The organism is Spongiivirga citrea (assembly GCF_010671565.1).
Classification (GTDB): domain Bacteria; phylum Bacteroidota; class Bacteroidia; order Flavobacteriales; family Flavobacteriaceae; genus Spongiivirga; species Spongiivirga citrea.
Window position 1 is genome coordinate 81,919 of the sequence record NZ_JAABOQ010000004.1, and the last position, 23,645, is coordinate 105,563.

Annotated in this window: 19 protein-coding genes; 11 read left to right on the forward strand and 8 right to left on the reverse strand. The window is 36.6% G+C overall.

Annotated elements, in window-relative coordinates; translation table 11 throughout:
• Window positions 1-32: 32 nt before the first annotated feature.
• Window positions 33-563 carry a hypothetical protein gene (locus tag GWK10_RS09755; RefSeq protein ID WP_164032076.1) on the forward strand — a complete coding sequence of 177 codons (531 nt, stop codon included), beginning with the start codon at window positions 33-35 and terminating at the stop codon, window positions 561-563.
• 63 nt (window positions 564-626) lie between these two features.
• Here GWK10_RS09755 and GWK10_RS09760 read toward each other — a convergent pair whose 3' ends face one another.
• From GWK10_RS09760 to GWK10_RS09770, 3 genes are all read right to left on the reverse strand, one after another.
• A complete protein-coding gene (locus tag GWK10_RS09760; RefSeq protein ID WP_164032078.1) occupies window positions 627-2,102 on the reverse strand; it encodes a carboxypeptidase-like regulatory domain-containing protein in 1,476 nt (491 codons plus the stop codon).
• A 185-nt stretch (window positions 2,103-2,287) separates the two neighbouring features.
• A complete protein-coding gene (locus GWK10_RS09765; RefSeq protein ID WP_164032080.1) occupies window positions 2,288-3,235 on the reverse strand; it encodes a phosphoribosylaminoimidazolesuccinocarboxamide synthase in 948 nt (315 codons plus the stop codon).
• 245 nt (window positions 3,236-3,480) lie between these two features.
• Window positions 3,481-4,434, reverse strand: coding sequence for a PhoH family protein (locus GWK10_RS09770; RefSeq protein WP_164032082.1), 954 nt, complete (start codon window positions 4,432-4,434; stop codon window positions 3,481-3,483).
• A gap of 170 nt (window positions 4,435-4,604) precedes the next feature.
• On the opposite strand from GWK10_RS09770, the gene GWK10_RS09775 reads away from it, so the two are divergent.
• The 4 genes from GWK10_RS09775 (at window position 4,605) to dnaN (ending at window position 9,331) form a co-directional block, all read left to right on the forward strand.
• Window positions 4,605-5,441, forward strand: coding sequence for an SAM hydrolase/SAM-dependent halogenase family protein (locus GWK10_RS09775; protein WP_164032084.1), 837 nt, complete (start codon window positions 4,605-4,607; stop codon window positions 5,439-5,441).
• Window positions 5,442-5,753 carry a putative quinol monooxygenase gene (locus GWK10_RS09780; protein WP_164032086.1) on the forward strand — a complete coding sequence of 104 codons (312 nt, stop codon included), beginning with the start codon at window positions 5,442-5,444 and terminating at the stop codon, window positions 5,751-5,753.
• A 6-nt stretch (window positions 5,754-5,759) separates the two neighbouring features.
• Complete coding sequence (gene gldG, locus GWK10_RS09785) at window positions 5,760-8,135, forward strand: gliding motility-associated ABC transporter substrate-binding protein GldG (RefSeq protein WP_164032089.1); 2,376 nt, start codon at window positions 5,760-5,762, stop codon at window positions 8,133-8,135.
• A gap of 77 nt (window positions 8,136-8,212) precedes the next feature.
• On the forward strand, window positions 8,213-9,331 hold the full coding sequence (gene dnaN / locus GWK10_RS09790) for a DNA polymerase III subunit beta (protein WP_164032092.1): 1,119 nt from the start codon (window positions 8,213-8,215) through the stop codon (window positions 9,329-9,331).
• A gap of 266 nt (window positions 9,332-9,597) precedes the next feature.
• On the opposite strand, the gene GWK10_RS09795 is transcribed toward dnaN, so the two are convergent.
• From GWK10_RS09795 to GWK10_RS09805, 3 genes are all read right to left on the reverse strand, one after another.
• A complete protein-coding gene (locus tag GWK10_RS09795; protein WP_164032095.1) occupies window positions 9,598-10,821 on the reverse strand; it encodes a peroxiredoxin family protein in 1,224 nt (407 codons plus the stop codon).
• A 95-nt stretch (window positions 10,822-10,916) separates the two neighbouring features.
• Entirely contained in the window at window positions 10,917-11,594 is a 678-nt protein-coding gene (locus GWK10_RS09800) for a hypothetical protein (protein ID WP_164032097.1), read from the reverse strand.
• Between the two features lie 20 nt (window positions 11,595-11,614).
• Window positions 11,615-11,818, reverse strand: a complete 204-nt coding sequence (locus GWK10_RS09805) for a DUF4348 domain-containing protein (protein WP_164032099.1) — start codon at window positions 11,816-11,818, stop codon at window positions 11,615-11,617.
• 124 nt (window positions 11,819-11,942) lie between these two features.
• Between GWK10_RS09805 and pheT the strand changes: the two genes are divergently transcribed.
• The 3 genes from pheT (at window position 11,943) to GWK10_RS09820 (ending at window position 15,452) form a co-directional block, all read left to right on the forward strand.
• The gene (gene pheT / locus GWK10_RS09810) at window positions 11,943-14,369 is read left to right on the forward strand and encodes a phenylalanine--tRNA ligase subunit beta (protein WP_164032101.1); all 2,427 of its coding nucleotides are present in this window, start codon (window positions 11,943-11,945) and stop codon (window positions 14,367-14,369) included.
• A 116-nt stretch (window positions 14,370-14,485) separates the two neighbouring features.
• On the forward strand, window positions 14,486-15,214 hold the full coding sequence (locus GWK10_RS09815) for a hypothetical protein (protein ID WP_164032103.1): 729 nt from the start codon (window positions 14,486-14,488) through the stop codon (window positions 15,212-15,214).
• A gap of 10 nt (window positions 15,215-15,224) precedes the next feature.
• Window positions 15,225-15,452, forward strand: a complete 228-nt coding sequence (locus GWK10_RS09820) for a putative signal transducing protein (RefSeq protein ID WP_164032106.1) — start codon at window positions 15,225-15,227, stop codon at window positions 15,450-15,452.
• A gap of 122 nt (window positions 15,453-15,574) precedes the next feature.
• On the opposite strand, the gene GWK10_RS09825 is transcribed toward GWK10_RS09820, so the two are convergent.
• Both GWK10_RS09825 and GWK10_RS09830 read right to left on the reverse strand, forming a co-directional pair.
• Entirely contained in the window at window positions 15,575-17,089 is a 1,515-nt protein-coding gene (locus GWK10_RS09825) for a S8 family peptidase (protein WP_164032108.1), read from the reverse strand.
• Window positions 17,090-17,285: 196 nt separating this feature from the next.
• Window positions 17,286-18,911 (reverse strand): ABC-F family ATP-binding cassette domain-containing protein, encoded by a 1,626-nt coding sequence (locus tag GWK10_RS09830; RefSeq protein WP_164032110.1) that lies wholly within the window; start codon window positions 18,909-18,911, stop codon window positions 17,286-17,288.
• 181 nt (window positions 18,912-19,092) lie between these two features.
• Here GWK10_RS09830 and GWK10_RS09835 point away from each other — a divergent pair, with 181 nt between their 5' ends.
• The 3 genes from GWK10_RS09835 to GWK10_RS09845 all read left to right on the forward strand — a co-directional run bounded on the left by GWK10_RS09835 (window position 19,093) and on the right by GWK10_RS09845 (window position 23,520).
• Window positions 19,093-20,529 (forward strand): TlpA family protein disulfide reductase, encoded by a 1,437-nt coding sequence (locus GWK10_RS09835; RefSeq protein ID WP_164032112.1) that lies wholly within the window; start codon window positions 19,093-19,095, stop codon window positions 20,527-20,529.
• A gap of 152 nt (window positions 20,530-20,681) precedes the next feature.
• Window positions 20,682-21,488: a hypothetical protein gene (locus GWK10_RS09840; RefSeq protein WP_164032114.1), complete on the forward strand. Its 807-nt coding sequence runs from the start codon at window positions 20,682-20,684 to the stop codon at window positions 21,486-21,488.
• Between the two features lie 13 nt (window positions 21,489-21,501).
• The gene (locus GWK10_RS09845; RefSeq protein ID WP_164032116.1) at window positions 21,502-23,520 is read left to right on the forward strand and encodes a M57 family metalloprotease; all 2,019 of its coding nucleotides are present in this window, start codon (window positions 21,502-21,504) and stop codon (window positions 23,518-23,520) included.
• Window positions 23,521-23,645: the final 125 nt, after the last annotated feature.

The window sequence follows — 23,645 nt, forward strand, 5'->3', positions numbered from 1 at the left end:
GTAATTATCTATCTTTGGGTAAATCTCTAATTATGAAAAACACAATCTTAATAGTACTGTTCACCTTTGGTATCGCATTTCACGCCTCGTCACAGTCCTTAGACGAAAAATATGGAGAGAACGTCAATTCACTAGGCAACACACTTGAAACACTTTATGGAGTTATTTCCGGACCAAAGGGCGAAAAACGAAATTGGGAATTATTCAATTATCTATTTTTAGAAGATGCGAAACTAATACCCTCGGGACAAAACAGACAGGGAGCCAATGCACCGAGATATTTAAGTACTGAAGATTATATTAAATTGTCAGGAAAGTGGCTTGAGGAAAATGGATTTTTTGAAAAGGAACTCCACCGAAAAACAGAAATTTTCGGCAGTTTAGTGCACGTTTGGAGTACTTATGAATCGTTTAAAAATGCGACAGACAAAGAACCCTTTGCACGAGGCATTAACAGCATTCAATTGTATTTTGATGGCAGCCGTTATTGGGTTACGAATATTTATTGGACGGGTGAACGACCAGATTTGCCAATTCCTGGAGAGTATTTGCCTAAGAATTAAAAAGAGCACCAAACCAATCAACTGATTGATAATGGTGCTCTTCGCCTCCAACCAAATGTATTATTATCTGCTGGCTACCTGAACATCGGTTTTAACGCCAGCATATTTTTGTATTAATCGAACCAATAAGTCATTTAACTTTTCTACCTTAAAATCGTTAGTAGTTGGTTTTAAATGAGGGTTTCCTATTCCGCTATCATCCGTTAAGAACACATAGGTTCCGTTTGTTGCGATACTGAAGAATCTTGTAAGGAATTCTACATTTTTATCCGCTCCGCTTGCGACTACAGGAATAATCTTAATTCCCTTATTGGCTGCCAAAGCAATTTGTTGCTTAATCGTTGCTACATTCTCTGCATTTAAATGAGGAGGTGCGTCTAGTAACAAAAACAGCATACGTGCCTTTGCATTCTTATTCCACGACTGTTGCATGCTGTTTTTAAGTGCTACCTCAACGGCCTCCTCATAATCTCCACCTCCTCCTGCATATTGCTTTGCTAAATTTTGTTGTACTACATCGATATTGGTATCAAAATCGAAATCTCTTACTACATATTCGTCATTCACATCTCTATAAAAAGTAAGTGCCACTCTTTTTTCATCAATACTCCTATCAATTCGGTTCATGATGTTCTTTAACTCCGATTTTAAGTATGCAATCTCATCGCCCATCGATCCTGTTGCATCTATTGTAAACATAATGTCGATGCTATTATCTTGTTTTCCTGCAACCAGTTGAAAATTTAAATCAGTATGACGCTTGGTAATCTTCTTTCCTTTAATCTGATTGTTATGAGTTACTTGCACTCTATAAAAATCGGTATCTGCTTTACTGTTGATATCCTTAAACACTTGTGCCTTTCCAAACACATCGGTTCTAGCACTCATGATGAATTTATTTTGTTCATTATATATGGCCACCTGCGCATTCGGTAGCGGATTGTCGTTTTCATCGGTAACATATACCGCTACTTTTTCCTGTAATGAGAATTCCCAATTATCCTTTACCGTTTTTGCAACATCTTTCTCAGAAATCTTAAGCCATTCCTCCCATTTTTCAAGATCATTTATTTCACCGGCAGTAAGTTGTCCTGATTGTGGCGCATAACGTCCTTTAGATTTTGTGATGCTAACACCTGCGGCTTTTCCTTCTAGACCGTCTGAACTTACTGTTGATACTGCTGAGCTGGTCCTTGAAACTTCTTTTCTCGTTGCATATCCTACGACGACAACCTCTTCTAAACTTGCATCATCACTTTCTAATGCAATATTGATTGTTTCTTTATCTCCAACCTCAACTTCTTGAGTGACCATTCCAATGTATGAGAATACGATTGTTTGGCCAACAGAAGCTTTAATTGAATACAATCCGTCAAAATCTGTAGACGTTCCAACAGTTGTTCCTTTTATCATAACATTGACACCAGGTAATGCCAAGCCATCATTAGCATCAGTAACGGTTCCAGTAATTGCTTTTTCTTGCGCCCAAGCTCCAATTGAGAAGAAGCTGATAAGTACTATTGTAAAGACATTTTTCATGGTAGCGTGTTTTATAATTTGACACTAAACTACCTACAACATATAATCGATACAACGCAGAATGAGGGAACTATAATTTTGAGTGGGTGAAGTGGAGTTTTGGGTGAGGAAGCGAAGTTCTCTGTAATGAAAAAACCCTAAAGATTTAGAAAACCTTTAGGGCTGATTTCATATATAAAATGAGATTATGCGTTTAAAAACCCAAGCACATTTTTTTCTATTCGCTCATGAATATTGCTTACGTCTGCCTTAACAAAAGACTCGCCCATGATGTTTTCGTACAATTCAATATACCGGTCAGATACAGTTTTGATATAGTCATCACTCATTTCAGGTACAGTCTGCCCATCTAAACCCTGAAAATCATTACTTATTAGCCATTGACGTACAAATTCTTTCGATAGTTGCTTTTGTGGTTCAGCTTTGGCTTGCCTTTCTTGATAACCGTCAGCATAAAAGTAACGCGAAGAATCGGGTGTGTGAATCTCATCGATCAGTACGATCTTTCCGTCTTTGGTTTTTCCAAATTCATATTTGGTGTCTACCAAAATAAGTCCGCGTTGTGCTGCTATCTCCGTTCCTCGTTGGAATAATTTTCTTGTATAATCTTCTAAAATGAGATAATCTTCTTCTGAAACGATACCTCTTGCCAAAATATCTTCTCTTGAAATATCTTCGTCATGATCACCCTGTTCTGCCTTGGTCGCTGGTGTTATGATCGGTGAAGGAAATTTATCATTCTCAATCATTCCTTCCGGCATTTCAACACCACATAACATTCGTTTTCCGGCCTTATATTCACGAGCGGCATGTCCACTTAAATAGCCACGAATTACCATTTCAACCATAAAAGGCTCACATCGATGTCCTACCGCAACATTAGGATCCGGAGTATCGATTAACCAGTTAGGAACCAAATCCTCTGTTTGCTTCATGAACTTGGTTGCAATCTGATTTAAAATTTGGCCTTTAAACGGAATTCCTTTAGGCATAACCACATCAAAAGCCGAAAGGCGATCGGTAGCAATCATAACCAATAAATCTTCATTGATGCTGTATACTTCTCTTACTTTTCCTTTGTAAACGGATTGTTGACCGGGGAAATTAAAGTTGGTATCGGTAATAGTGTTCATTTTTGCTCAGTATAAAAGTGTAAAATTCGAAAGTCCCAGAATGTTTTTGGCTTTCAAAAGTCATTATAAAATTTAATATGTTCCAAATGTCACATCGAGTGATTTTAACTCGAACGGCAGTGAGCGTTAAAATTGTATCGAGATGCATCAGAGTCCAAGATATCTAATTCTAGAAATAAGGTTCTCGATACAATTTTTCTTTCGTGCCTCAGAAAAATCACTCGAACTGACATTTGGTCTAATTATTAATCTCGGTTTTCAATCGATTTATAGGCAGCAATAATCTTTTTAACCAGTTTATGTCTAATCACATCCTTATCATCTAAAAATATCATGCCTACGCCTTCGGTATTTTTTAGTACCAATAGTGCTTCTTTTAATCCGGAAATAACTCTTCTTGGTAAATCAATCTGACCAGGATCACCAGTAATCATGAACTTGGCATTTTTACCCATTCTGGTTAAAAACATTTTCATTTGCGCATGAGTTGTATTCTGTGCTTCATCCAAAATAACAAATGCATTATCCAATGTACGCCCTCGCATAAATGCTAAGGGTGCTATTTGAATAATTCCTTTTTCTATATGAGCTTCTAATTTTTCCGCTGGAATCATGTCACGCAGTGCGTCATATAATGGTTGCATATACGGATCGAGCTTTTCCTTTAAGTCACCTGGTAAGAAACCAAGATTTTCTCCAGCCTCTACCGCAGGGCGCGTTAAAATAATTCTTTTAACCTCCTTGTTTTTCAATGCTTGGACCGCTAGCGCTACACCAGTATATGTTTTACCAGTACCTGCTGGACCAATTGCGAATACAAGGTCATTTTTATGCGTCAGTTCAACTAACTTCCGTTGGTTAGCAGTTTGTGGCTTGATTAAACGACCGCTTACTCCGTGTACAAGTACAGCTCCACTTTCTTTAGACGTTTGATAGTCGGCACTGCTCGCACTAGTCAAAACACGTTCGATCACATTTTCGTCCAGCTTGTTGTACTTTCCGAAATGCGCTAACAGCATTTCAAGACGCTTATCAAACTCTTCTAGCATTTCTTCATCACCATAGGCTTTTATCTTGTTACCACGTGCAACAATTTTAAGCTTGGGAAAGTACTTTTTTAGTAATTGAATGTTTACATTTTGTTGTCCGAAGAAATCTCTTGGGGTAATCTCAGAAAGTTCGATAGTCAGTTCGTTCAAATGCGATCTATTTTAAATTATGACATTCTTATTAATATGACGATATACACCGTGGTTTGTGGGTAACTTTTTTGATAACGCTTTTTATCTTCAAGCTAAAAAAATTACTTTCGTCAAGTACACAAACTTACGTTTTTTTACATCCGTCTAATTAAAAAAATATCAACAATTTGCCAACGCCTATAATTACCCTAACCACGGATTTTGGTAAAAAAGATCACTTCGCCGCTGCGGTTAAAGGTGCTATTTATAGCGAACTCGAAAATGCAATGGTTGTTGATGTTTCTCATGATGTTTCTCCTTTTAATATTCAAGAAGCTGCATACATCATTCAAAATGCTTACAAAAGCTTTCCTGCTGGTAGTATTCATATTATTGGTATTGATGCCGAGTTGACACCAGAGAATAGGCATATTGCCTTAAAAATGGACGGTCATTATTTTGTTTGTGCTAATAATGGAATTATTTCCATGATCAGTTCGGCATTTGTGGCTGAAAAAATGGTAGAGATCAATATTCATAACACCATGCAAACCAGTTTTACCGTGCTCGATGTATTTGTAAAAGTTGCCTGCCATATCGCGCGTGGTGGTACATTAGATGTTATTGGCAAACCCGCTGGAACAATTAAAGAACTTACAACCATACAACCTGCTGTGAGTAATGATGGAAGTCAGATAATTGGAAATGTAATTTATATTGACAATTATGGAAACGTCGTAACCAATATTACCAAAAAATTATTTGAAGATATCGGTAAAACTCGGGCGTTTGAAATTTCTGTAAGAAACCATCGTTTTACCAAGATATATAACAACTACAGTGACTTTGTAAATTTTGATATTCCTGCAAACGAACGACAAGTGGATGGTAGTGGATTGATTGTATTTAATTCAGCTTCATTTTTAGAAGTCGCCATTTACAAAAGTAATCCGCAAACCGTAGGCGGTGCTTCGTCTTTATATGCGCTAGACTATCGAGATACAATAACAATAAATTTCAACTAGATGTTGGTACGAATTGTAAAAATGAGCTTTGATCCAGAAAAAACGGATGACTTTATTGAGATTTTCAATAACAGCAAATCAAAAATTCGAGGGTTTAAAGGTTGTGAACATTTGGAGTTATATCGAGATAAGAAAACACCCTACATATTCTTCACCTATAGCTATTGGCAAAGTGAAGATCATTTGAATGCGTATCGTAATTCTGATTATTTTGGTATCGTGTGGAAAGCGACCAAAGCACTTTTTAATAATAAACCAGAAGCTTGGTCTGTAGATAGACTTTACAAAGTAGATAACCCCCAAGCTGAATAAAACAATATGATTAGCATCTTAAAAAAAGAAATAAGTAGTTTTTTCTCCTCACCAATTGGTTATTTGGTTATTGCCATTTTTCTTTTGGTTACAGGCCTTTTCTTGTGGATATTTAATGGCGAATTCAATATACTTAATTCAGGCTTTGCAGACCTTTCTGGCTTTTTCCGATTAGCCCCATGGGTCTTATTATTTCTTATTCCTGCGATTTGCATGCGAAGTTTTTCAGAAGAAAAAAAGCAGGGTACACTCGACTTATTGTTGATAAAACCCATAGGTCGATTTAAAATTGTACTAGCAAAATATTTGGCTGCGTTCTTTCTTACACTACTCGCTTTAATACCCTCATTGTTATATGTATTGACCATTTCAAAATTGGGCAATCCCGAAGGATCGTTTGATAGCGGTAGCGTTTTAGGCTCCTATATTGGGCTTATACTGGTGGCATCTGTTTACACAGCAATCGGCTCGTTTGCTTCGGCAATTACCCAAAATCAAATTATTGCCTTTGTAAGTGGCGTCTTTATTTGTTTCCTTTTTTACTTAGGGTTTGAAGGCATTGCTGGCTTCGAATTATTCGGATCTGCCGATTTACTAGTTGAAAATTTTGGGATTAACTCCCATTACGAAAGTATGGGACGTGGTGTTGTAAGTATTGCAGATATCTGCTACTTCATAGGTCTGACGCTACTCTTTCTAATTGCTACTCAGCTATTGCTGGATCAAAAAATAGATGCTAAAAAATATGCCTTACCAATTGTCGTTCTGGGCTTTTTAGTTGGACTGGGGTTTACGGCCAATAAACGTTTTGATCTTACTGAAGATGATCGTTATACCTTGTCAGAAGCTTCGATCGCCACCATAGATAATGCCAGTTCGCCTGTTTTTATCGATGTCTTCTTAAAAGGCGATTTTCCTTCAGAATTTAAGCGACTTCAACAAGAGACAAAGCAGCTCCTCACTGAGTTTAAGAATAACAACAGCAATATTCAATTCAACTTTATAAATCCTTTTGAGGAGGAAGAAAATACTGATGCTGTTACTCAACAATTGGTGCAACTGGGACTAACGCCCGCCAATGTAACTGTTACTGAAAATGGGAAAACTTCGCAAGAACTAATAGTGCCATGGGCAATGGCCAACTATCAAAATAGAACAGTTCGCATCCCATTAATGAAAAACAAACTTGGTGCAGATCAGGAACAGCGCGTTGCTAATTCTATTCAACAATTGGAATATGCCTTTGCCGATGGTTTCAGCCGACTAGTTAATCCTAAAAAGCGAAAAATTGCAATTTTAAAAGGCAATGGTGAGCTAGAGGATAAATATTTAATTGACTTTCTTTCCACCTTAAAAGAATCGTATTTTATAGCACCTTTCGATCTCGATTCATTATATGACCAACCTGGAAGAATTCTAAAAAACCTAGATCGTTTTGACCTTGCCATCGTTGCAAAACCAACAGATGCCTTTTCTGATAAAGAAAAATTGATTCTGGATCAGTTTATTATGAAAGGAAAAAGTAGCCTATGGCTATTAGATGCCGTAAATATGGAAACAGATAGTTTACGTCAAAATGGTGAAGCCCTAGCATTTAATCGTGATTTGAATTTAAACGATATGCTATTTAAATACGGTGTACGCATAAATCCAGTTTTGGTGAATGATCTATATTCAGCTCCTATTACCTTAGCGCAAGGTCAGGGTAACAATGCCCGTTTTGTTCCTGTAAAGTGGTTTTACTCGCCGCTCGCAGATGCTGCCAATAACCATCCTATTTCTAATAATATCAACTTAGTGAAATTCGATTTTGCAAACCAAATCGATACGCTTAAAAATAACATCACTAAGACGATCTTATTGCAAAGTTCTGCCGCTACCAAAACGGTGGGGACTCCACAACTGATTTCATTGGATATTGTTCAGCAAGAACCGAACTTAAAAAGTTATACCGCTGGACATATTCCATTAGCGGTCCTACTAGAAGGGAAGTTTACCTCCGTATATAAAAATAGGATTAAGCCATTCAAAATGGATTCTATAGTTGAAGACGGTAAAGCGGGTAAAATGATTGTTGTTGCCGATGGTGACGTTATAAAAAACCAGTTTCAACAAGGAAGACCTTTAGAACTTGGTTTTGATAGATGGACAGGTCAACAATACGGAAATAAGGAGTTTTTGTTGAATTCCGTCAACTATCTTTTAAATGATGATGGCTTAATCAACATTCGATCAAAAGAAATTAAGATCGCATTTTTAGATCAACAAAAGGTGGTTGAAGAACGAACAAAATGGCAAGCAATTAATCTTGTTGTTCCATTGATTGTTTTAGGGCTGTTTGGATTTGTATTCAACCTTTTCAGAAGGAAAAAGTATCGGTAGAAATGTTAATAAGTTTGTTTTAGCTAACAAAGGGATTAGCTATATTTGTCAGTAATTAAAATTAGAGTTCGCTTCACATGAAATTCATCGTATCAAGTACATACTTACTAAAGCACTTACAGGTATTAGGTGGTGTTATTAATAACAGTAATACCCTTCCTATTTTAGATAACTTTTTGTTCGAATTGGACAATTCATCTTTAAAGGTTTCTGCTTCAGACCTAGAAACTACAATGTCATCGGTTTTAGAAGTAGAGTCGGATGCTACTGGTAATATTGCAGTACCGGCGCGTTTATTACTTGATACCCTAAAAACGTTTCCTGAACAGCCACTTACTTTTGTGGTACAGGACAATAATACGATAGAAATTAGCTCGAATCACGGTAAATATGCGGTTGCATACGCCGATGGTGCTGAATTTCCAAAGACAGTAACTCTTGATAATCCGAGTTCTACGACTATTGTGGGTGATGTACTAGCAACAGCTATTAGCAAGACAATTTTTGCAGCTGGAAATGATGATTTACGCCCGGTGATGTCGGGTGTATTCTTTCAGTTTTCACCACAGAACTTGACATTTGTTGCTACTGATGCTCATAAGTTGGTAAAATATACACGAGATGATATCGCTGCTTCAGAGGTTGCTGAATTCATTATGCCTAAAAAGCCACTTAACTTGTTGAAAAGTATTTTAGCAGGTAATGATGTTGAAGTTAAAGTAGAGTACAACGATAGCAACTGTAAATTCTCATTTGAGAATACAGAATTGGTAAGCCGATTGATTGATGGAAAATATCCAAACTACGAAGCTGTAATACCAAAAGAGAATCCGAATAAACTGACTGTGGAACGTAACCAGTTCTTAAACTCGTCAAGACGTGTTTCTATTTTCTCTAATAAAACTACGCACCAACTTCGACTAAAAATAGCAGGTGCTGAGTTAAATATCTCTGCCGAAGATATTGACTACAGCAACAAGGCTGAAGAGCGCTTGAATTGCGATTACCAAGGTGACGATATTCAAATCGGATTCAACTCCCGTTTCTTAATTGAAATGCTGAATAATCTAAATGCTAATGACGTTCAATTAGAAATGTCATTGCCAAACCGAGCAGGAATCTTAACCCCTATTGACGGTTTAGATGAAGGTGAGCAGATTACCATGCTGGTAATGCCTGTTATGCTGAATAATTAGAGATTAGACCGCTATCGCTTCTAGATATTAGATCGTTTCGCTGTTAGACATATATAACCTGTAAGGCTTTTGAAACCTTGCAGGTTTTCTTTTTAGTAGTGAGTTTATACAATCTCGAACCCAACTCTTTGTGAGTCTTAGTGATTCTTTGTGACACTTCGTATTACAAATCCGTAAAGATTGGCTCGCAAAAGCTTCTTGATACATTTTTTCTTTCGTTCCTCTGAAAAAACGCTCGAAGTGACATTGGATACTATTCTATTGTTTTATTCGGCTAGAAGAACATCAATAAACTCCGTAAACTCCTTCTTGAACTCAAGATGCTTTTCACCAGTTGCAGGCCCATTGTATCCAGTATGAATTTTACGAACATTCCCCTTTTTATCGATGTAGATTGTTGTGGGATATGATATAATATGATTTAACATCGGTAATTTCTCTGCTGCTGTTTTTTTATCCGACGTACCATATTGTGCCAACAGCAACGGATATGTAACATCGATTTTTTCAGCTAAACGATTCATGCTTTTGTATGCTTTTTCCTCTGTTTTCGCATACTCAAAATTCAAACCTACAATTTCAAGGCCTCTGTTTTTATTGGCTTTATAAAAAGGAGCGTAAAACTTGGTTTCATCTAAACAATTAGGGCACCAAGAGCCCAAAATTTGAACTAAAATAACTTTATCTTTAAATCTATCATCAGACAATGAAATCATATTTCCGTCTATATCTGGAAAACTAAACTCAAATTTATCATAACCTTCTTTTAAATAGGTTAATGAATAATCGCTAGGCAACTCGTAATTCTCATTTCTCTTAGCTACAAAAGGCTCTTTAAAATGATTTCCGGAGTAGAAAACCCCATTCATGGTACTATCAGTTACTGTGGCTTTAAATAAAAATGCATGTCCACCATCAAAGGCCGATAGACTCAATTCACTTCCATCTAAAACCCCTTCTAAATAACGATAGTCGCCGGTGGTGGTTCTAAATGTTCCTGTAACTATCCCATTTTCATTTTGCCTAAACATGCCTTTAGCAATGTATCGGTCTTCTTCAATATTCGGACTAAAAACGGTTTCCCAATTCCCGCTAATACTATTACTAGTCTTCTCCGCTATTTTAAAACGCTCGTTATTTCCATGGGTTAGCGTAAAAGGAACAATGCGATCAAGGCTTTCTTTGATAAAATCACCTTTAATTGTCTTGTTATCAACAAATTTTCCAGCTAGGTATCCTTCAAAAACTGGTGCTTTTATAATAATAGAGTCGCCATCGATCTCTATTTCGTCAACTTCTATGTGTTCTTCTGCATTAAATATGGTAAGTGTTCCGTTGTCATTTACTTCAAAAATAAATGGCAAAATTTCATCATCTTGAACTTCTAAAGCAGCCCGCCATGTCCCTTTTTCAAGGGAGTATTCAGTTTTTGTTTCCTTGCAAGAAACAGCTAAAAAGAAGATAAAAAATGCTAATAAAGATCGAACCATGTTAAAGATTTTCAGTTAAATCGAAAAAACAACAAAAAACTTACAAAAAAAAGCATTCCAAAGAATGCTTTTTATAATTAATCATGAGGTACTAATTATTCTTTTTTTGGTAAGACCCCTTCCAAAACTTCTTTCTGTTTTTTCAAGCGCTCTTTTCCCTTTTTAATAATGGCATCCAACTCATTCATTTTTTCTTCAGCCTTGGTTATTTTTTCTTCTTTTTTAGTGATTTCTTCTACATCCTCAGATTTTTCTGTTTTTATTTTTTCAAGCCTTTCTTTTGCTTTCTGAATCTTTTCTCTTCCGTTTCTGACTGTTTCTTCACTACGCATGATTTCTTCCTCCTGCTCTTTTATTTTCTGTTTTGCTTCAGCAGCTCTGGCCTGACCAAACTCCCGACCACTTAATCCATTTTTGTTTTTTCCGTAGGCATTTCCGTCACTAATTTTATCCTCTTTTACTTTTTCAACTTTTTCCTTGACATCATCAACTGCATCTTCTCCTTCCTTTTTAATTTTTTTGACTTTATCTTTGCCTTTTTCCTTCATTTCCTTCCCTTTCTCCTGCATCTCTTTACCCTTTTCCTTGATCTCCTTGGACTTGTTTTTAGCGTCAGAAGCCTTGCCTTTGCCTTCCTTCTTGGCCTTTTTAATCTTATCCTGAGCCATTTCCTTCTTTTCTTTGCCTTTAGCTTTTCCTTGGGCCATGGTCACGCTTGTTCCTAAAAAAGCAAATAGCGCACACAAAATCATTACATATCTGAATTTTTTCATCTTGATTTTTGTTTTTAAAATTAAATACTATCAAGCTCTTGAAGACTATCTTCTAGCTCTTTGGTTTTAGTGTCAATTTCTTTTCCAAGCTTCTGAACTTCTGACTCTAAAGAATCAACCTTTTCAACTGCAGCTTTCACTTCTGCTTCCTCTTTTTTCTTGTCGACACATGAAGTCAAGGAAAAAACAAGAAGAATTACTAACAATTTTGAAATAATCTTCATCGCATTTTGGTTTATAATTATTAATAAATTATTCTAAATCAAAGATATTAAATGATTGTCAAATCAGGTTTGACAGCAATTAGCATTATAGTATCTTTGGCATCTTTAAAATTATCATACATCAATGAAAATCTCATATAACTGGCTCAGTCAATTTATAAAAATCGGATGGAATGCTGAAAAAACCGGTGAATTGCTTACTGATCTTGGTCTCGAAATAGAGGGTATTGAAGAGTTTGAGTCAGTAAAAGGTGGGTTAAAAGGTATTGTAGTAGGTCATGTTCTTAGCTGCGAACAGCACCCAAATGCCGATAGACTTAAATTGACTACCGTTGATATAGGAACTGAACAGCCCTTGCAAATAGTTTGTGGGGCTCCCAATGTTGCCCAAGGCCAAAAGGTCCCTGTAGCCACTATTGGAACCACGCTTTATGATGATAAAGGAGAAGCATGGACCATTAAAAAAGGTAAGATACGGGGAGAAGAGAGCCAAGGTATGATATGTGCTGAAGACGAACTAGGGCTTGGTAAGGGTCACGATGGCATCATGGTGTTAGACGAAGGTTTAATACCTGGGACTCCTGCGATTGAGGTTTTTGATGTTGAAAACGATGTTGTTTTTGAAATTGGTCTTACACCAAACCGTGCTGATGCAATGAGTCATTGGGGTGTTGCTAGAGACTTAAAAGCAGGGTTGCAGCAGCACGATGTCATGGCTCAGATTATCACTCCATCTGTAAGCAGTTTTCATGTTGAGAATAGAAGCCTAAAGATGGACGTTGTAGTTGAGGATAAAGAGTTAGCACCTCGTTATTGTGGGGTTACAATTTCTGGAATTGAAGTAAAAGAATCACCCGATTGGCTTAAAAATCGATTGAAATCAATAGGTTTGAGTCCAATAAATAATGTTGTAGACGTTACAAATTATGTGCTTCATGATTTAGGACAACCACTACATGCTTTTGATGCTGTTAAAATAAAAGGCAATAAAGTTATTGTCAAAACTGTTCCAGCAGGAACAAAATTTACTACACTAGATGAAGTAGAGCGCACACTCGATAAAGACGACTTAATGATTTGTGATGCTGAAAAGCCAATGTGTATCGCCGGTGTTTTTGGCGGAATAAAATCAGGAGTTACTGAGAATACTACTAGTATTTTCCTTGAAAGTGCCTATTTTAATCCAGTTTCTATAAGAAAAAGTGCAAAAAGACATGGTCTTAGTACGGATGCTTCGTTCCGATTCGAGCGTGGTATTGATCCTAATATAACGGACTACGCTCTTAAACGCGCAGCCAACTTGATTATGGAATTAGCTGGTGGTGAAATTACCAGTGATTTAGTGGATATCTATCCGAATAAGATAGAAGATCATCAGGTATTTTTGTCTTTTGAGAATACAGCGAAGCTTATCGGTGAGGAGATTCCTAAAGAAAAGATCAAGAATATTTTAATGTCTTTAGATATTAAGGTAAACAACGTTACCGAAAGTGGAATCGGACTTACCATTCCGGCTTATCGTGTTGATGTTGTTCGCGAAGCAGATGTAATTGAAGAGATTTTACGTGTTTACGGTTACAACAATATTTCATTTGGCACTAAGATCAACGCGTCGGTAGCCCATGTTGATAAATTAGATGATCATAGAGTTCAAAATGTTGCAGGTAATCAACTTGCAGGACAAGGATTTTATGAGATTCTTTCTAATTCACTTACATCACCGAGCTACGTTAATCTTTCTAATGATTTGAAGGAAGAAGAAAATATTAGTATGCTGAACCCGTTAAGTAATGATCTATCGGTATTAAGGCAATCGTTATTGTTTTCCGGACTTGAAACCGTAATTCATAATATTAACCGAAGACGGTCAGATCTTAAGTTATTCGAATTTGGAAAGACCTATCATTATAGTAATGAAAAACGGGTTGAGAAAAAGTGTCTTTCCATTTTCATTTCTGGAAATAAAAATGCCGAAAGTTGGACAACTTCAACTAAAAAAGGTGATTTCTTTCAATTAAAAGGTACTGTTATCGCTCTTTTACATAGGCTAGGAGTTCAGAATATTGACGAAAATCCAGCGACCTCTGACGTTTTTAGCGAAGGGATTTCACTAATTGTTAATAATAAAGAAGTTGCCTCGTTGGGAGTAGTTAAAAAATCAATTCTGAGTCATTTTGGGATTGAGCAGGAAGTCTTTTATGCAAATATTGACTGGCAATCGGTTATAAAAATGCTTAAGAACAACAAAATTATGTTCACCGATATCCCTAAATATCCTGAAGTGCGACGTGATTTTGCTTTGCTACTCGATCAGCAAGTGAGCTTTAAGGAAGTATACGACATCGCATTAAAAACGGAACGCAAGCTTCTTAAAAAAGTTGGTTTATTCGATGTATATGAAGGAAAAAAGCTTCCTAAAGGTAAAAAGTCGTACGCAGTAAGTTTCACATTACAAGACGAGAACAAGACTTTGACCGATAAGCAGATCGATAAGATCATGGGCAAACTGCAGCAGAATTTTGAAAAACAACTGGAAGCGCAATTGCGATAACTATTCTATCACACTAATAATATTAAAAAATCGCTATAACAATAATAGCTCTGGCGATTTTTAGTTTGGTTGACATTTCGTAAAGCACTATCTTAGAGGAGCTAAAGAAAAAGAAAATGCTCCTTAAAAAAACGAATATCGAAAATGCCCTTTCTAGGGCTCGCAAACGTGATTTAAAAGACGTTGATATTCTTTCTCAGGTATATGCCGTTTTGGAGAAAGAAGCATCGAAGGAAGAACGAATTGAAAAAGCGATCAAAGGCGCCCCTTCAATGCCCTACAACAATTTTGATTTTGAACTACTCGACAGCAATCGCATTTATCATATCGCTCAGATAAAGAAAATTTGTATTGATTATCGTCTTCGGTTTTTAGATTCAAAATATTTCAAGTCAAAAATTCCTCAAAGAGCCATTAGCGAAATTAAAGCGCTTGAAAAATCTCATAATATTGAGATTGATTCTTTTAAGATTATCGCACCGTCGAAATTATTTAAGTTGGAAAAGGCGGATGATCCTTTGTTATTTACCCCAATAGGTAACGGTTATTTCTATCTTATTCATAAATGGGGTAATGATTTGCATCCACTCAGGAAGTTATTGATGATGCCTTTTAAATCATTTCCTAACCTAATGTTTGTAATGATTTTGGTTAGTTACCTACTAACAAGTATAATTCCTACTGGGATTTTCTCTAAAAATGGTGCGTCAAATACCGAATTTCTGATGCTATTTTTATTCATGTTAAAATCGGTAGTAGGTGTAGTACTTTTTTACGGTTTTGCGTTAGGAAAGAGTTTTAATACACTAATTTGGAACAGTAAGTACGATAGAGCTAATTTTTAATATATTATTTATGACAGATTCTAATTATACCCGTGTTTATACTGGGAATTTTGCCCAAGTACAATCAATTTTAAGCCGATTAGAAGAAATTGGTATTTCTGCGGTTGTAAAAGATGAAGGAGAATCTGCAAGACTTGCCGCATTTGCTGCTCCAGCTGCAATGCAACAAATTTTTGTGCATAAAGATGAGTTGGATAAGGCGGTGCCTGTTGTACAGGAGATTAGCTCAGAGTTTTAGAAATTTCATTACAAATTGATATAGAAAAGTCCGACTAATTTTCAATCAGTCGGACTTTTTATTTTAGTTATTAATAACCTATTTGATGAGGTCCTGAAATGAATTCAGGGTGATAAGTGTTATTAAAATCCTCTAACAGCTTTTAAAGCATCAATATTACCATAACCATAACGACTGCTTCTATTCGGATAGAAATCTCCTGATTCCTTTAAACGCTGAAGCACCTGTCCTCTATTCCACGATGGGTTTTTGGCCCACACCAATGCCGCAATTCCAGCTGTTGTAGCGGTTGCAGTTGATGATCCGCCGAAACTACTTGATTCACCATTATTAAACCCGACTACTGGTTGGTGATTGTTGTTACTGCGTTCCATTATGATGGTAAAGTCGATTTTACTACCATCATGACAAATATCACATCGGTCGTATTGCGCTCTTTCTTCCACTCCAGTTACAGCTACCGTTTCACTCATTGTGGCTGGAAAAATAACGCCATACCAGTTCGTGAAATTTGTTGATGTTCCTCCGGCAGCAAAGATCATTTTTCCTCGAGAATGCGCATAACGCAAGGCATCCTTAATTCTGCCAATTGACCATGGATAACCAATAGACATTGAAATAATCTTAACATCTGATCTGTTACCCAATGCTTTAAGTGCATTCGCTACTCCTTTGCGTTCGTGATATCCTTCTAATACTACATCACTTGTACCTCTATATGATATTAGGTTGCTCTCATAAGCAACACCAAGGAAATCACCAGTATTGTTATTTGGTGCTGCAATAGCTGCACTAGCACTTGTACCATGACCGCAGCGATCATTCGGGCCATCAGTCTTTGTAGACCACCACCAAAATGAGTCGACATAAGTCCCATATTTTTGGACATAACGACCACTATAAAAGTCATCAAAACGAGATCCTAACAATGGCTGATTTGGTGATAAACCAGTATCAATAACACCAACTCCGATGCCACGTCCAGTACTATAAGCCCAAGCTTGATCTATCTTATGGTCATAGTAGTTCCATGGTATTTTTGCTCCATTGGCATTGGTTCCATAGTCTGCAGAAGGTATATTGACATTACTTTGGCTACAGCCAGCCGAAGAGCGCCCTGTTTCAGGATTCTGTGCAAGCGTAAAAAAGCGATATCCTTCTGGCTCTAAATATCGGATTTGCTCATTTTGTCTTAAGGCTGTAATACTTTCTAATGTAGTAACGGTAACATCGATATAATTTAAAATCTCATCGTCATAAATTAAAATATCTTCAGTTGATTTTGAAGTCGATGTTCTTAAAATGGTATTCAATATTTCCGACTTAATATTTTCTAAAGCCTGTCCTTTAGCAGTACTAAAACTTTCTCCATTTTCACCATAGCCTACAGTCAGTAAATTATTACTGTGCTGTGTAGCACTCCATAATAAATGATCACTTGCTTCGGTCCAGTCAAAACTGCCTTTACTATCTAACTTTTCTTGAATCGCACTATTAATCTGGTCGATGCTTAACGGCTTATCCTGATCTACAACATCAATGGCTTCGGGGGAAGTTTGATCGTTCACCTCTTCATAGGTACATGAGGCAAATAACAACAATACAGCGGTCAATACCGACAGGGTAGTTTTTTTCATTTGGTTTAGTTTTAGTTTGTTAAAATTCAATTCGGAATTTAGTTAAATTTTCTTAAAAAAATTCACTTTTCTTATTTTATGAGCTAAAAATTATGAATAACATTAATTTTCAACTATCATACCAATAAATATCCAAACCAGATTCAATAAAAAACCCCGCTTTAGCGGGGTTTTTAACCTATTTTATTTGAGGGTTTTATGCTGTCACTGCATACATCTTATCTCTCAATTCCTTAATCTTTTTATCACTCATATACTCATCAAAAGTAGTGTAACGATCAATTACACCATTTGGAGTTAATTCGATAACTCGACTTGCTACCGTTTGTGCAAACTCATGATCATGTGTCGTAAACAAAACCGTTCCTTTGAAATTCTTTAAAGAGTTATTGAAGGCGGTAATTGACTCAAGATCCAAATGATTCGTAGGTTCATCTAACATTAATACGTTAGCTCGTACCATCATCATTTTAGATAACATACAACGTACTTTTTCTCCACCCGATAATACATTACTGGTTTTAAACGCCTCTTCACCACTAAAGATCATCTTTCCTAAAAATCCACGAATATGAACTTCCTCACGTTCTTCTTCCGTCGTTGCCCACTGACGTAGCCAATCGATCAAGGTTAAATTGTTGTCAAAGTACTCAGAATTGTCAAGCGGCAAATACGATTGGGTAGTGGTCACTCCCCATTTGTATTCGCCAGCATCAGCTTTTTGTTTTCCATTAATTATCTGATAAAAGGCCGTCGTTGCTCGACTATCTTTAGAGAATACAACAACCTTATCCCCTTTTGATAGATTGATATCTACATTATTAAATAATGTATCTCCATCAAGCGATGCGCTTAATCCTTCAATATTTAAAATTTGATCCCCTGCTTCTCTATCTCTTTCAAAAATAATTGCGGGATAACGGCGACTCGACGGTTTGATCTCAGAAACATTTAGTTTTTCGATCATTTTCTTTCTACTAGTCGCTTGCTTTGATTTGGCAACATTCGCAGAAAATCGACGGATAAATTCTTCTAATTCCTTCTTCTTATCCTCCGCCTTTTTGTTTTGTTGTGCTCGTTGTCTAGCTGCAAGCTGAGAAGACTCATACCAGAAAGTGTAATTTCCTGAAAAGTGATTGATCTTTCCAAAATCGATATCAGATATGTGCGTACAAACCGCATCTAAAAAGTGACGGTCGTGACTTACTACAATTACGCAGTTGTTGTAATTCGCTAAGAAATTTTCTAACCAAGCAATCGTTTCATAATCTAAATCGTTGGTAGGCTCATCCATGATTAATACATCTGGATTACCGAATAACGCTTGGGCAATTAAAACACGAACACGCTGTTTACCATCAAGATCAGCCATAGATGTATAATGTAGCTCTTCTTTAATACCCAAATTTGATAACATAGCTGCTGCATCACTATCGGCATTCCAACCGTTCATTTCTTCAAACTGAACTTGTAACTCTCCTATCTTCTCGGCATTCTCATCAGAATAATCGGCATATAAAGCATCGATCTCTTTTTTGATTTTATACAGGGGCTTGTTACCCATGATCACCGTTTCCAAAACATTAAACTCGTCATAAGCATAATGGTTTTGTTCAAGAACAGACATTCGTTTTCCAGGTTCTAAGTGCACATGCCCAGAAGTAGGATCTTGCTTACCAGAAAGGATTTTTAAGAATGTTGATTTCCCTGCACCATTCGCTCCGATAATTCCGTAGCAATTTCCTTGATTAAAGGTTGTATTCACCTCATCGAATAATACACGCTTGCCAAATTGGACTGATAAATTTGAAACTGATAACATAGTTTTTCTTTCGTACTTTTTTCAGAATGCAAAAGTATTTAAAATCAAGTTTAAAGCCATGTTTATCTTAACTTTTCCGAAAGAAGTTTAACAGCCTATTAACAGCGGTGTTTAAAGTGGTTAATTAGATTTGTTTGAAACATTACAGTATATCGCCATGCTTTCAGCTAAGCAATTGCATATGAAGCACTTATACTTTTTTATTCTTATTCCTTTACTAATCTCTTGCGGTAACTCTACCGACCAGAAAAACGATGTCGCCTATTTTGGTGGGCAAATTGTTAACCCTAACGAGGACTTTTTATTACTTTTTAAAGAGAATGTATTAATCGACACTATCCAATTGGATAAGAACAATCGGTTTTTAGTTGAAATTGATTCAGTCGTACCTGGTATATATCATTTCTATCACAGTCCGGAGTATCAATATGTTCATGTTGAACCAAATGATAGTATTCTTATTCGCTTGAATACTTTTGAGTTCGATGAATCGCTTGTTTTTTCAGGAAAAGGGGGCGAAAAAAACAACTTTTTGGTTGATATGTACCTGACTCATGAAAGCGAAGAAGATTTTACTTACAGCCTATATAAAAGAGCTCCAGAAGATTTTACCACGGCAGTGGACTCTATGCAAGAATTAAAGCTTACGAAATTTGAAAAATTCTCACTTGAAAATGAAATTTCAGATAACGCCAAAGAGCTATTGTTAGCGACTATTAATTACCCACATTACGAAACAAAAGAATTATATCCATTCACACACAAGAACCGCTTTGGAAAAGGTAAAGTGGCTCAAATTCCCGCTAGTTTTTATTCTTTTAGAAACAATGTCAATTTCAATAGTGAGGTCTTAGGACACTACAGAGAGTATATTAATTATTTAAAATCCTATGTAAATAATTCAACCTATTCAACCTGTAAGAAAGTATGCGATCAAGGCGCTTTGCGAAAGTCATTGCACTACAATACGCATAAAATGCAATTAATTGATAGTGTTGTAAAGGAAGATAAGGTTAAGAATATACTTTTAAGACATACAGCTACCTCCTATCTCTTCGATAATCATGAGCATGTTAATGACGAGAAGTTTTTAACTATGTTCTTTAAGTATTCAACTAATCCGCAGTACGATCGGGAAATAGACGATTTATACCACAATATTCAAAACGTACAAAAAGGGAAGCCATTACCCCCAGTAGCCTTAGTAGACGCAAATGGCAAAGACCTTGCCATTTTTGATGTTGGCCCAAATGATGATGGTACCATTTATTACTTCTGGTCTATATATAGCAAACGACATTTACGTAGTTTAAATAGAAAGATTAATAAATATCAAAATAGATTTCCACATCTTCAATTTGTGGGAATTAATATAAACAGTGATCACGAAAAATGGTTGCAAACACTAGCTACAACTTCATTTGACAAGAAGACACAATTCAGATCCAAGAACTACAGTGAAATGCGCGAAAAATTAATAATTCCTCGTATTCATAAAACGATTATTGTTGATGGTAAAGGGCAGATTGTAAATGCTTTTGCTAATCTGTTTGATGCCAATTTTGAACGACAATTATTCGAACTTACTGCCGATCGTGCTATTGTAAGTCGGAAATAATATTTTAATAGTATCAGTGATATTTTACAAGAGCCTTTTCGGGCTCTTTTTTATTTCCTAAACTCTCTAGATTTTCCATGGTATGTTAACCTTTTAGACTTTTCTTCTCACTAAGGATTGAACAACATGTTTAATTAAAATCCTTAGAAATTATGAAAACGATAGTGACATTTATAAGCGTCCTTTGCTTTGTAGTAAGCAGTCATGCGCAACAGATATCAAAGGGGCGGCTAATTTCAATACCAACCAAGGTAGATTTACAAACAAACCTTGCAACGGGTAAGGTACAATTACAAAAGTTTTTCAAAGCTGATGATGGTTCTATAGTAAGTATCAGACAAATTGGAAATCAAGTATATGCCTTAGCCGATCGTTATGATCGCAGATTCAGTTCCGTATGGATCGGTCAGGTATCTGGAAATAGACTAGAAGTTAAATACCACTACATTCCAAAGGGTAAAGCAAAAGGAAGTGGAGACCTTACCTTTAAAATTAGCGGTAGTGGCAGCACACAAATGTTAACACTTGAGACTTCCGCCAGTAATCAGTTTAACTTCAAAAGCCTACGACGTATCGCTACACTCCCAGCGAAATTACCTATAGACAACAGAGCTTGGTATCGAGGTAATACATTAAATAACCTAACAGGACGGTGGAAAATTCAAAATGTTGGTCAGGAATATATTTTAGATTCTGGCAAACAACTAATTACATATACTGTTGGTGGTAGGAAAACATCACATTCCAGACCACAATTCGCCACTTTATTTATTGGAGAACGAAACGGACTTAACATTACAGGCAACTATGTTGACTTACCGTATGGTCATACATCTGATATTGGATCTACTTCCTTTAAAGTAATTGGTCCTCATTTTATCCGAGCTAATTACAAGCACTTTTATCATGGTGTTAACCGAGAACGAATCAAAGAAGATATACACGAAATACTAAATTAAAAATCTAGAAACTATGAAAACACAAAAACTATTAATTTGGGGCTGTCTTATGTTATTTCCATTCTTAAGTAAAGCACAAGAGGGCGAGACAGTTACCATTCAACAACAACTAGTAACGCAAGAATCAAAAATTTGGTCTAGTAGGGTGATCAAAGTTTGTTGGGAGAATGCAACAGCAAGTAATAAGAAGGAACGAGATTGGGTAAAAGCCGCTGTAAAAGATACTTGGGAAAAACAAAGCAATGTAAAATTTGTAGGTTGGGGAAACTGTTCTAGCTCAGGAGAAGGAATACGTATTATTATTCAGGATAGCAAAAATAGTCCTCATGTCAAGGGACTTGGTACATCATTAAGAAACAAAAAAAATGGAATGAGCTTAAATTTCTCATTCAATAATTGGGGTAAAGATTGTAAAACAAGTCGCGAATACTGCATCAAAGCGATTGCAGTTCATGAATTTGGTCATGCTCTAAGTTTTGCGCATGAGCAAAATAGAAATGATGTCCCTGACAAACTTTGCAGTGATCAAAAACAAGGTACTTCTGGAGATTGGAAAGTCACAACTTATGATGCCGAATCCGTTATGAATTACTGCAGTACAGACTGGAATAACAAAGGCAAATTGACAAAAGATGATATCGTAGGTGTACGTTATTTATATGGTCCGCCAAAAAGAGAAATTTCAAATTTCGGAAGTAGTTTTGCAGTAGGTGATTTCAATAATGATGGCTTAGATGATCTGGCTGTTGGTTCTTCAACTAGCGAAGGAAGTAAGGGGCGAGTATTCCTATATAAAGGTGACCGAAGTGGTAAGCTAAAATATTGGCATACCATTGATCAAACTTTCCTAGGCGCAAACGAAAATGGCGATCGTTTTGGTTATTCGCTAGCAGCAGGAGATTTTAATAAAGATGGTTTTGATGATTTGGCGGTGGGCATTCCATTTGAACGGCCAGGAAGAAATCCTAAGGCTGGCTATGTCATGATATTTAAAGGAACAGAAAGTAAAATGGTTGCTTGGAAAGGGCTCGGTCAAAAAGACTATGGCAAACATGAAGAGGGCGATAAATTTGGCTTTGCACTTGCTGCAGGAGACTTTAACGGTGATGGAAGAGATGACCTTGCAATAGGCGTTCCAGGAGAAGCTCCAGGAAATAATCCCAGATCTGGAGATGTTGCTACCTATAAAGGTACTTCAAGAGGATTGGTCTTTTGGAAAGCATTCGGAGGACAAAAGGGACTAGGTAAAAATGAAAATGGTGACTTATTCGGACATGCATTAGCTGCAGGAGACTTTAATGGAGACGGAAAAGATGATCTTGCGGTTAGCAGTTTAGGAGAAGCTCCCGGTTCCAGCCCAAAATCTGGTGACGTGCTTATCTATAAAGGAAGTGGCGCTGGCTTAAACCCTTGGAAAGGGCTAGATGGTCAAAAAGGACTAGGAAAAAATGAAGCAGGTGACTTGGTAGGCTACTCCTTATCTACAGGCGATTATAATGGTGATGGTAAAGAAGATCTAGCAGTAGGCGCGCCAGGTGAAGCACCAGGAAGAAGTCCGAAATCAGGAGATGTTCTAATCTATAAAGGAACCAACTCAGGACCAATTCCTTGGAGAGGTTTTGGAGGTCAGAAAGGGCTAGACAGTAATCAACTAAATGATCGAGCTGGTCATGCTTTAGCAAGTGGCGACTTTAATGGCGATGGTAAAGATGATATCGCCGTTGGAGTACCTGGTAAAACAATTGCAAATGCCAAAGCCAGTGGTAATGTTCTTTTATACAAAGGCGGATCATCGGTTAATGCATGGAAAAACATGAAGGGGCAAGTAGGCATTGGTAAAGATGAGGCCGGAGATCGTTTTGGAGATACGCTTATTTCCGGAGACTTTAACGGTGATGGCAAAATGGATCTTGCCGTAGGAATTCCAAAAGAAAAGCCAGGTAGCAGCCGATATCGTACGGGAGTGATCTTTATTTACTTAGGCTCGTCCTCTAGCAAAGTATTGACTCCTAAACAAGGTATTAATCCATAATTAATATAATCTGCACAATAAAAAAGAGCCTTTTATCAAGGCTCTTTTTTATTGAACGAACCCCAAATTAATAGAACAAAATGTTAACCTTTTAAACCTTTAAACCTACTAAGGATTAAACAACA

Coding starts and splice junctions, on each gene's coding strand:
- GWK10_RS09845 (WP_164032116.1), top strand. CDS start 21,502: ATGAAAACACAAAAACTATTAATTTGGGGCTGTCTTATGTTATTTCCA.
- GWK10_RS09805 (WP_164032099.1), bottom strand. CDS start 11,818: ATGAAGATTATTTCAAAATTGTTAGTAATTCTTCTTGTTTTTTCCTTG.
- GWK10_RS09755 (WP_164032076.1), top strand. CDS start 33: ATGAAAAACACAATCTTAATAGTACTGTTCACCTTTGGTATCGCATTT.
- GWK10_RS09815 (WP_164032103.1), top strand. CDS start 14,486: ATGCTCCTTAAAAAAACGAATATCGAAAATGCCCTTTCTAGGGCTCGC.
- GWK10_RS09825 (WP_164032108.1), bottom strand. CDS start 17,089: ATGAAAAAAACTACCCTGTCGGTATTGACCGCTGTATTGTTGTTATTT.
- GWK10_RS09800 (WP_164032097.1), bottom strand. CDS start 11,594: ATGAAAAAATTCAGATATGTAATGATTTTGTGTGCGCTATTTGCTTTT.
- GWK10_RS09765 (WP_164032080.1), bottom strand. CDS start 3,235: ATGAACACTATTACCGATACCAACTTTAATTTCCCCGGTCAACAATCC.
- pheT (WP_164032101.1), top strand. CDS start 11,943: ATGAAAATCTCATATAACTGGCTCAGTCAATTTATAAAAATCGGATGG.
- GWK10_RS09795 (WP_164032095.1), bottom strand. CDS start 10,821: ATGGTTCGATCTTTATTAGCATTTTTTATCTTCTTTTTAGCTGTTTCT.
- dnaN (WP_164032092.1), top strand. CDS start 8,213: ATGAAATTCATCGTATCAAGTACATACTTACTAAAGCACTTACAGGTA.
- GWK10_RS09840 (WP_164032114.1), top strand. CDS start 20,682: ATGAAAACGATAGTGACATTTATAAGCGTCCTTTGCTTTGTAGTAAGC.
- GWK10_RS09830 (WP_164032110.1), bottom strand. CDS start 18,911: ATGTTATCAGTTTCAAATTTATCAGTCCAATTTGGCAAGCGTGTATTA.
- GWK10_RS09760 (WP_164032078.1), bottom strand. CDS start 2,102: ATGAAAAATGTCTTTACAATAGTACTTATCAGCTTCTTCTCAATTGGA.
- GWK10_RS09780 (WP_164032086.1), top strand. CDS start 5,442: ATGTTGGTACGAATTGTAAAAATGAGCTTTGATCCAGAAAAAACGGAT.
- GWK10_RS09835 (WP_164032112.1), top strand. CDS start 19,093: ATGAAGCACTTATACTTTTTTATTCTTATTCCTTTACTAATCTCTTGC.
- gldG (WP_164032089.1), top strand. CDS start 5,760: ATGATTAGCATCTTAAAAAAAGAAATAAGTAGTTTTTTCTCCTCACCA.
- GWK10_RS09820 (WP_164032106.1), top strand. CDS start 15,225: ATGACAGATTCTAATTATACCCGTGTTTATACTGGGAATTTTGCCCAA.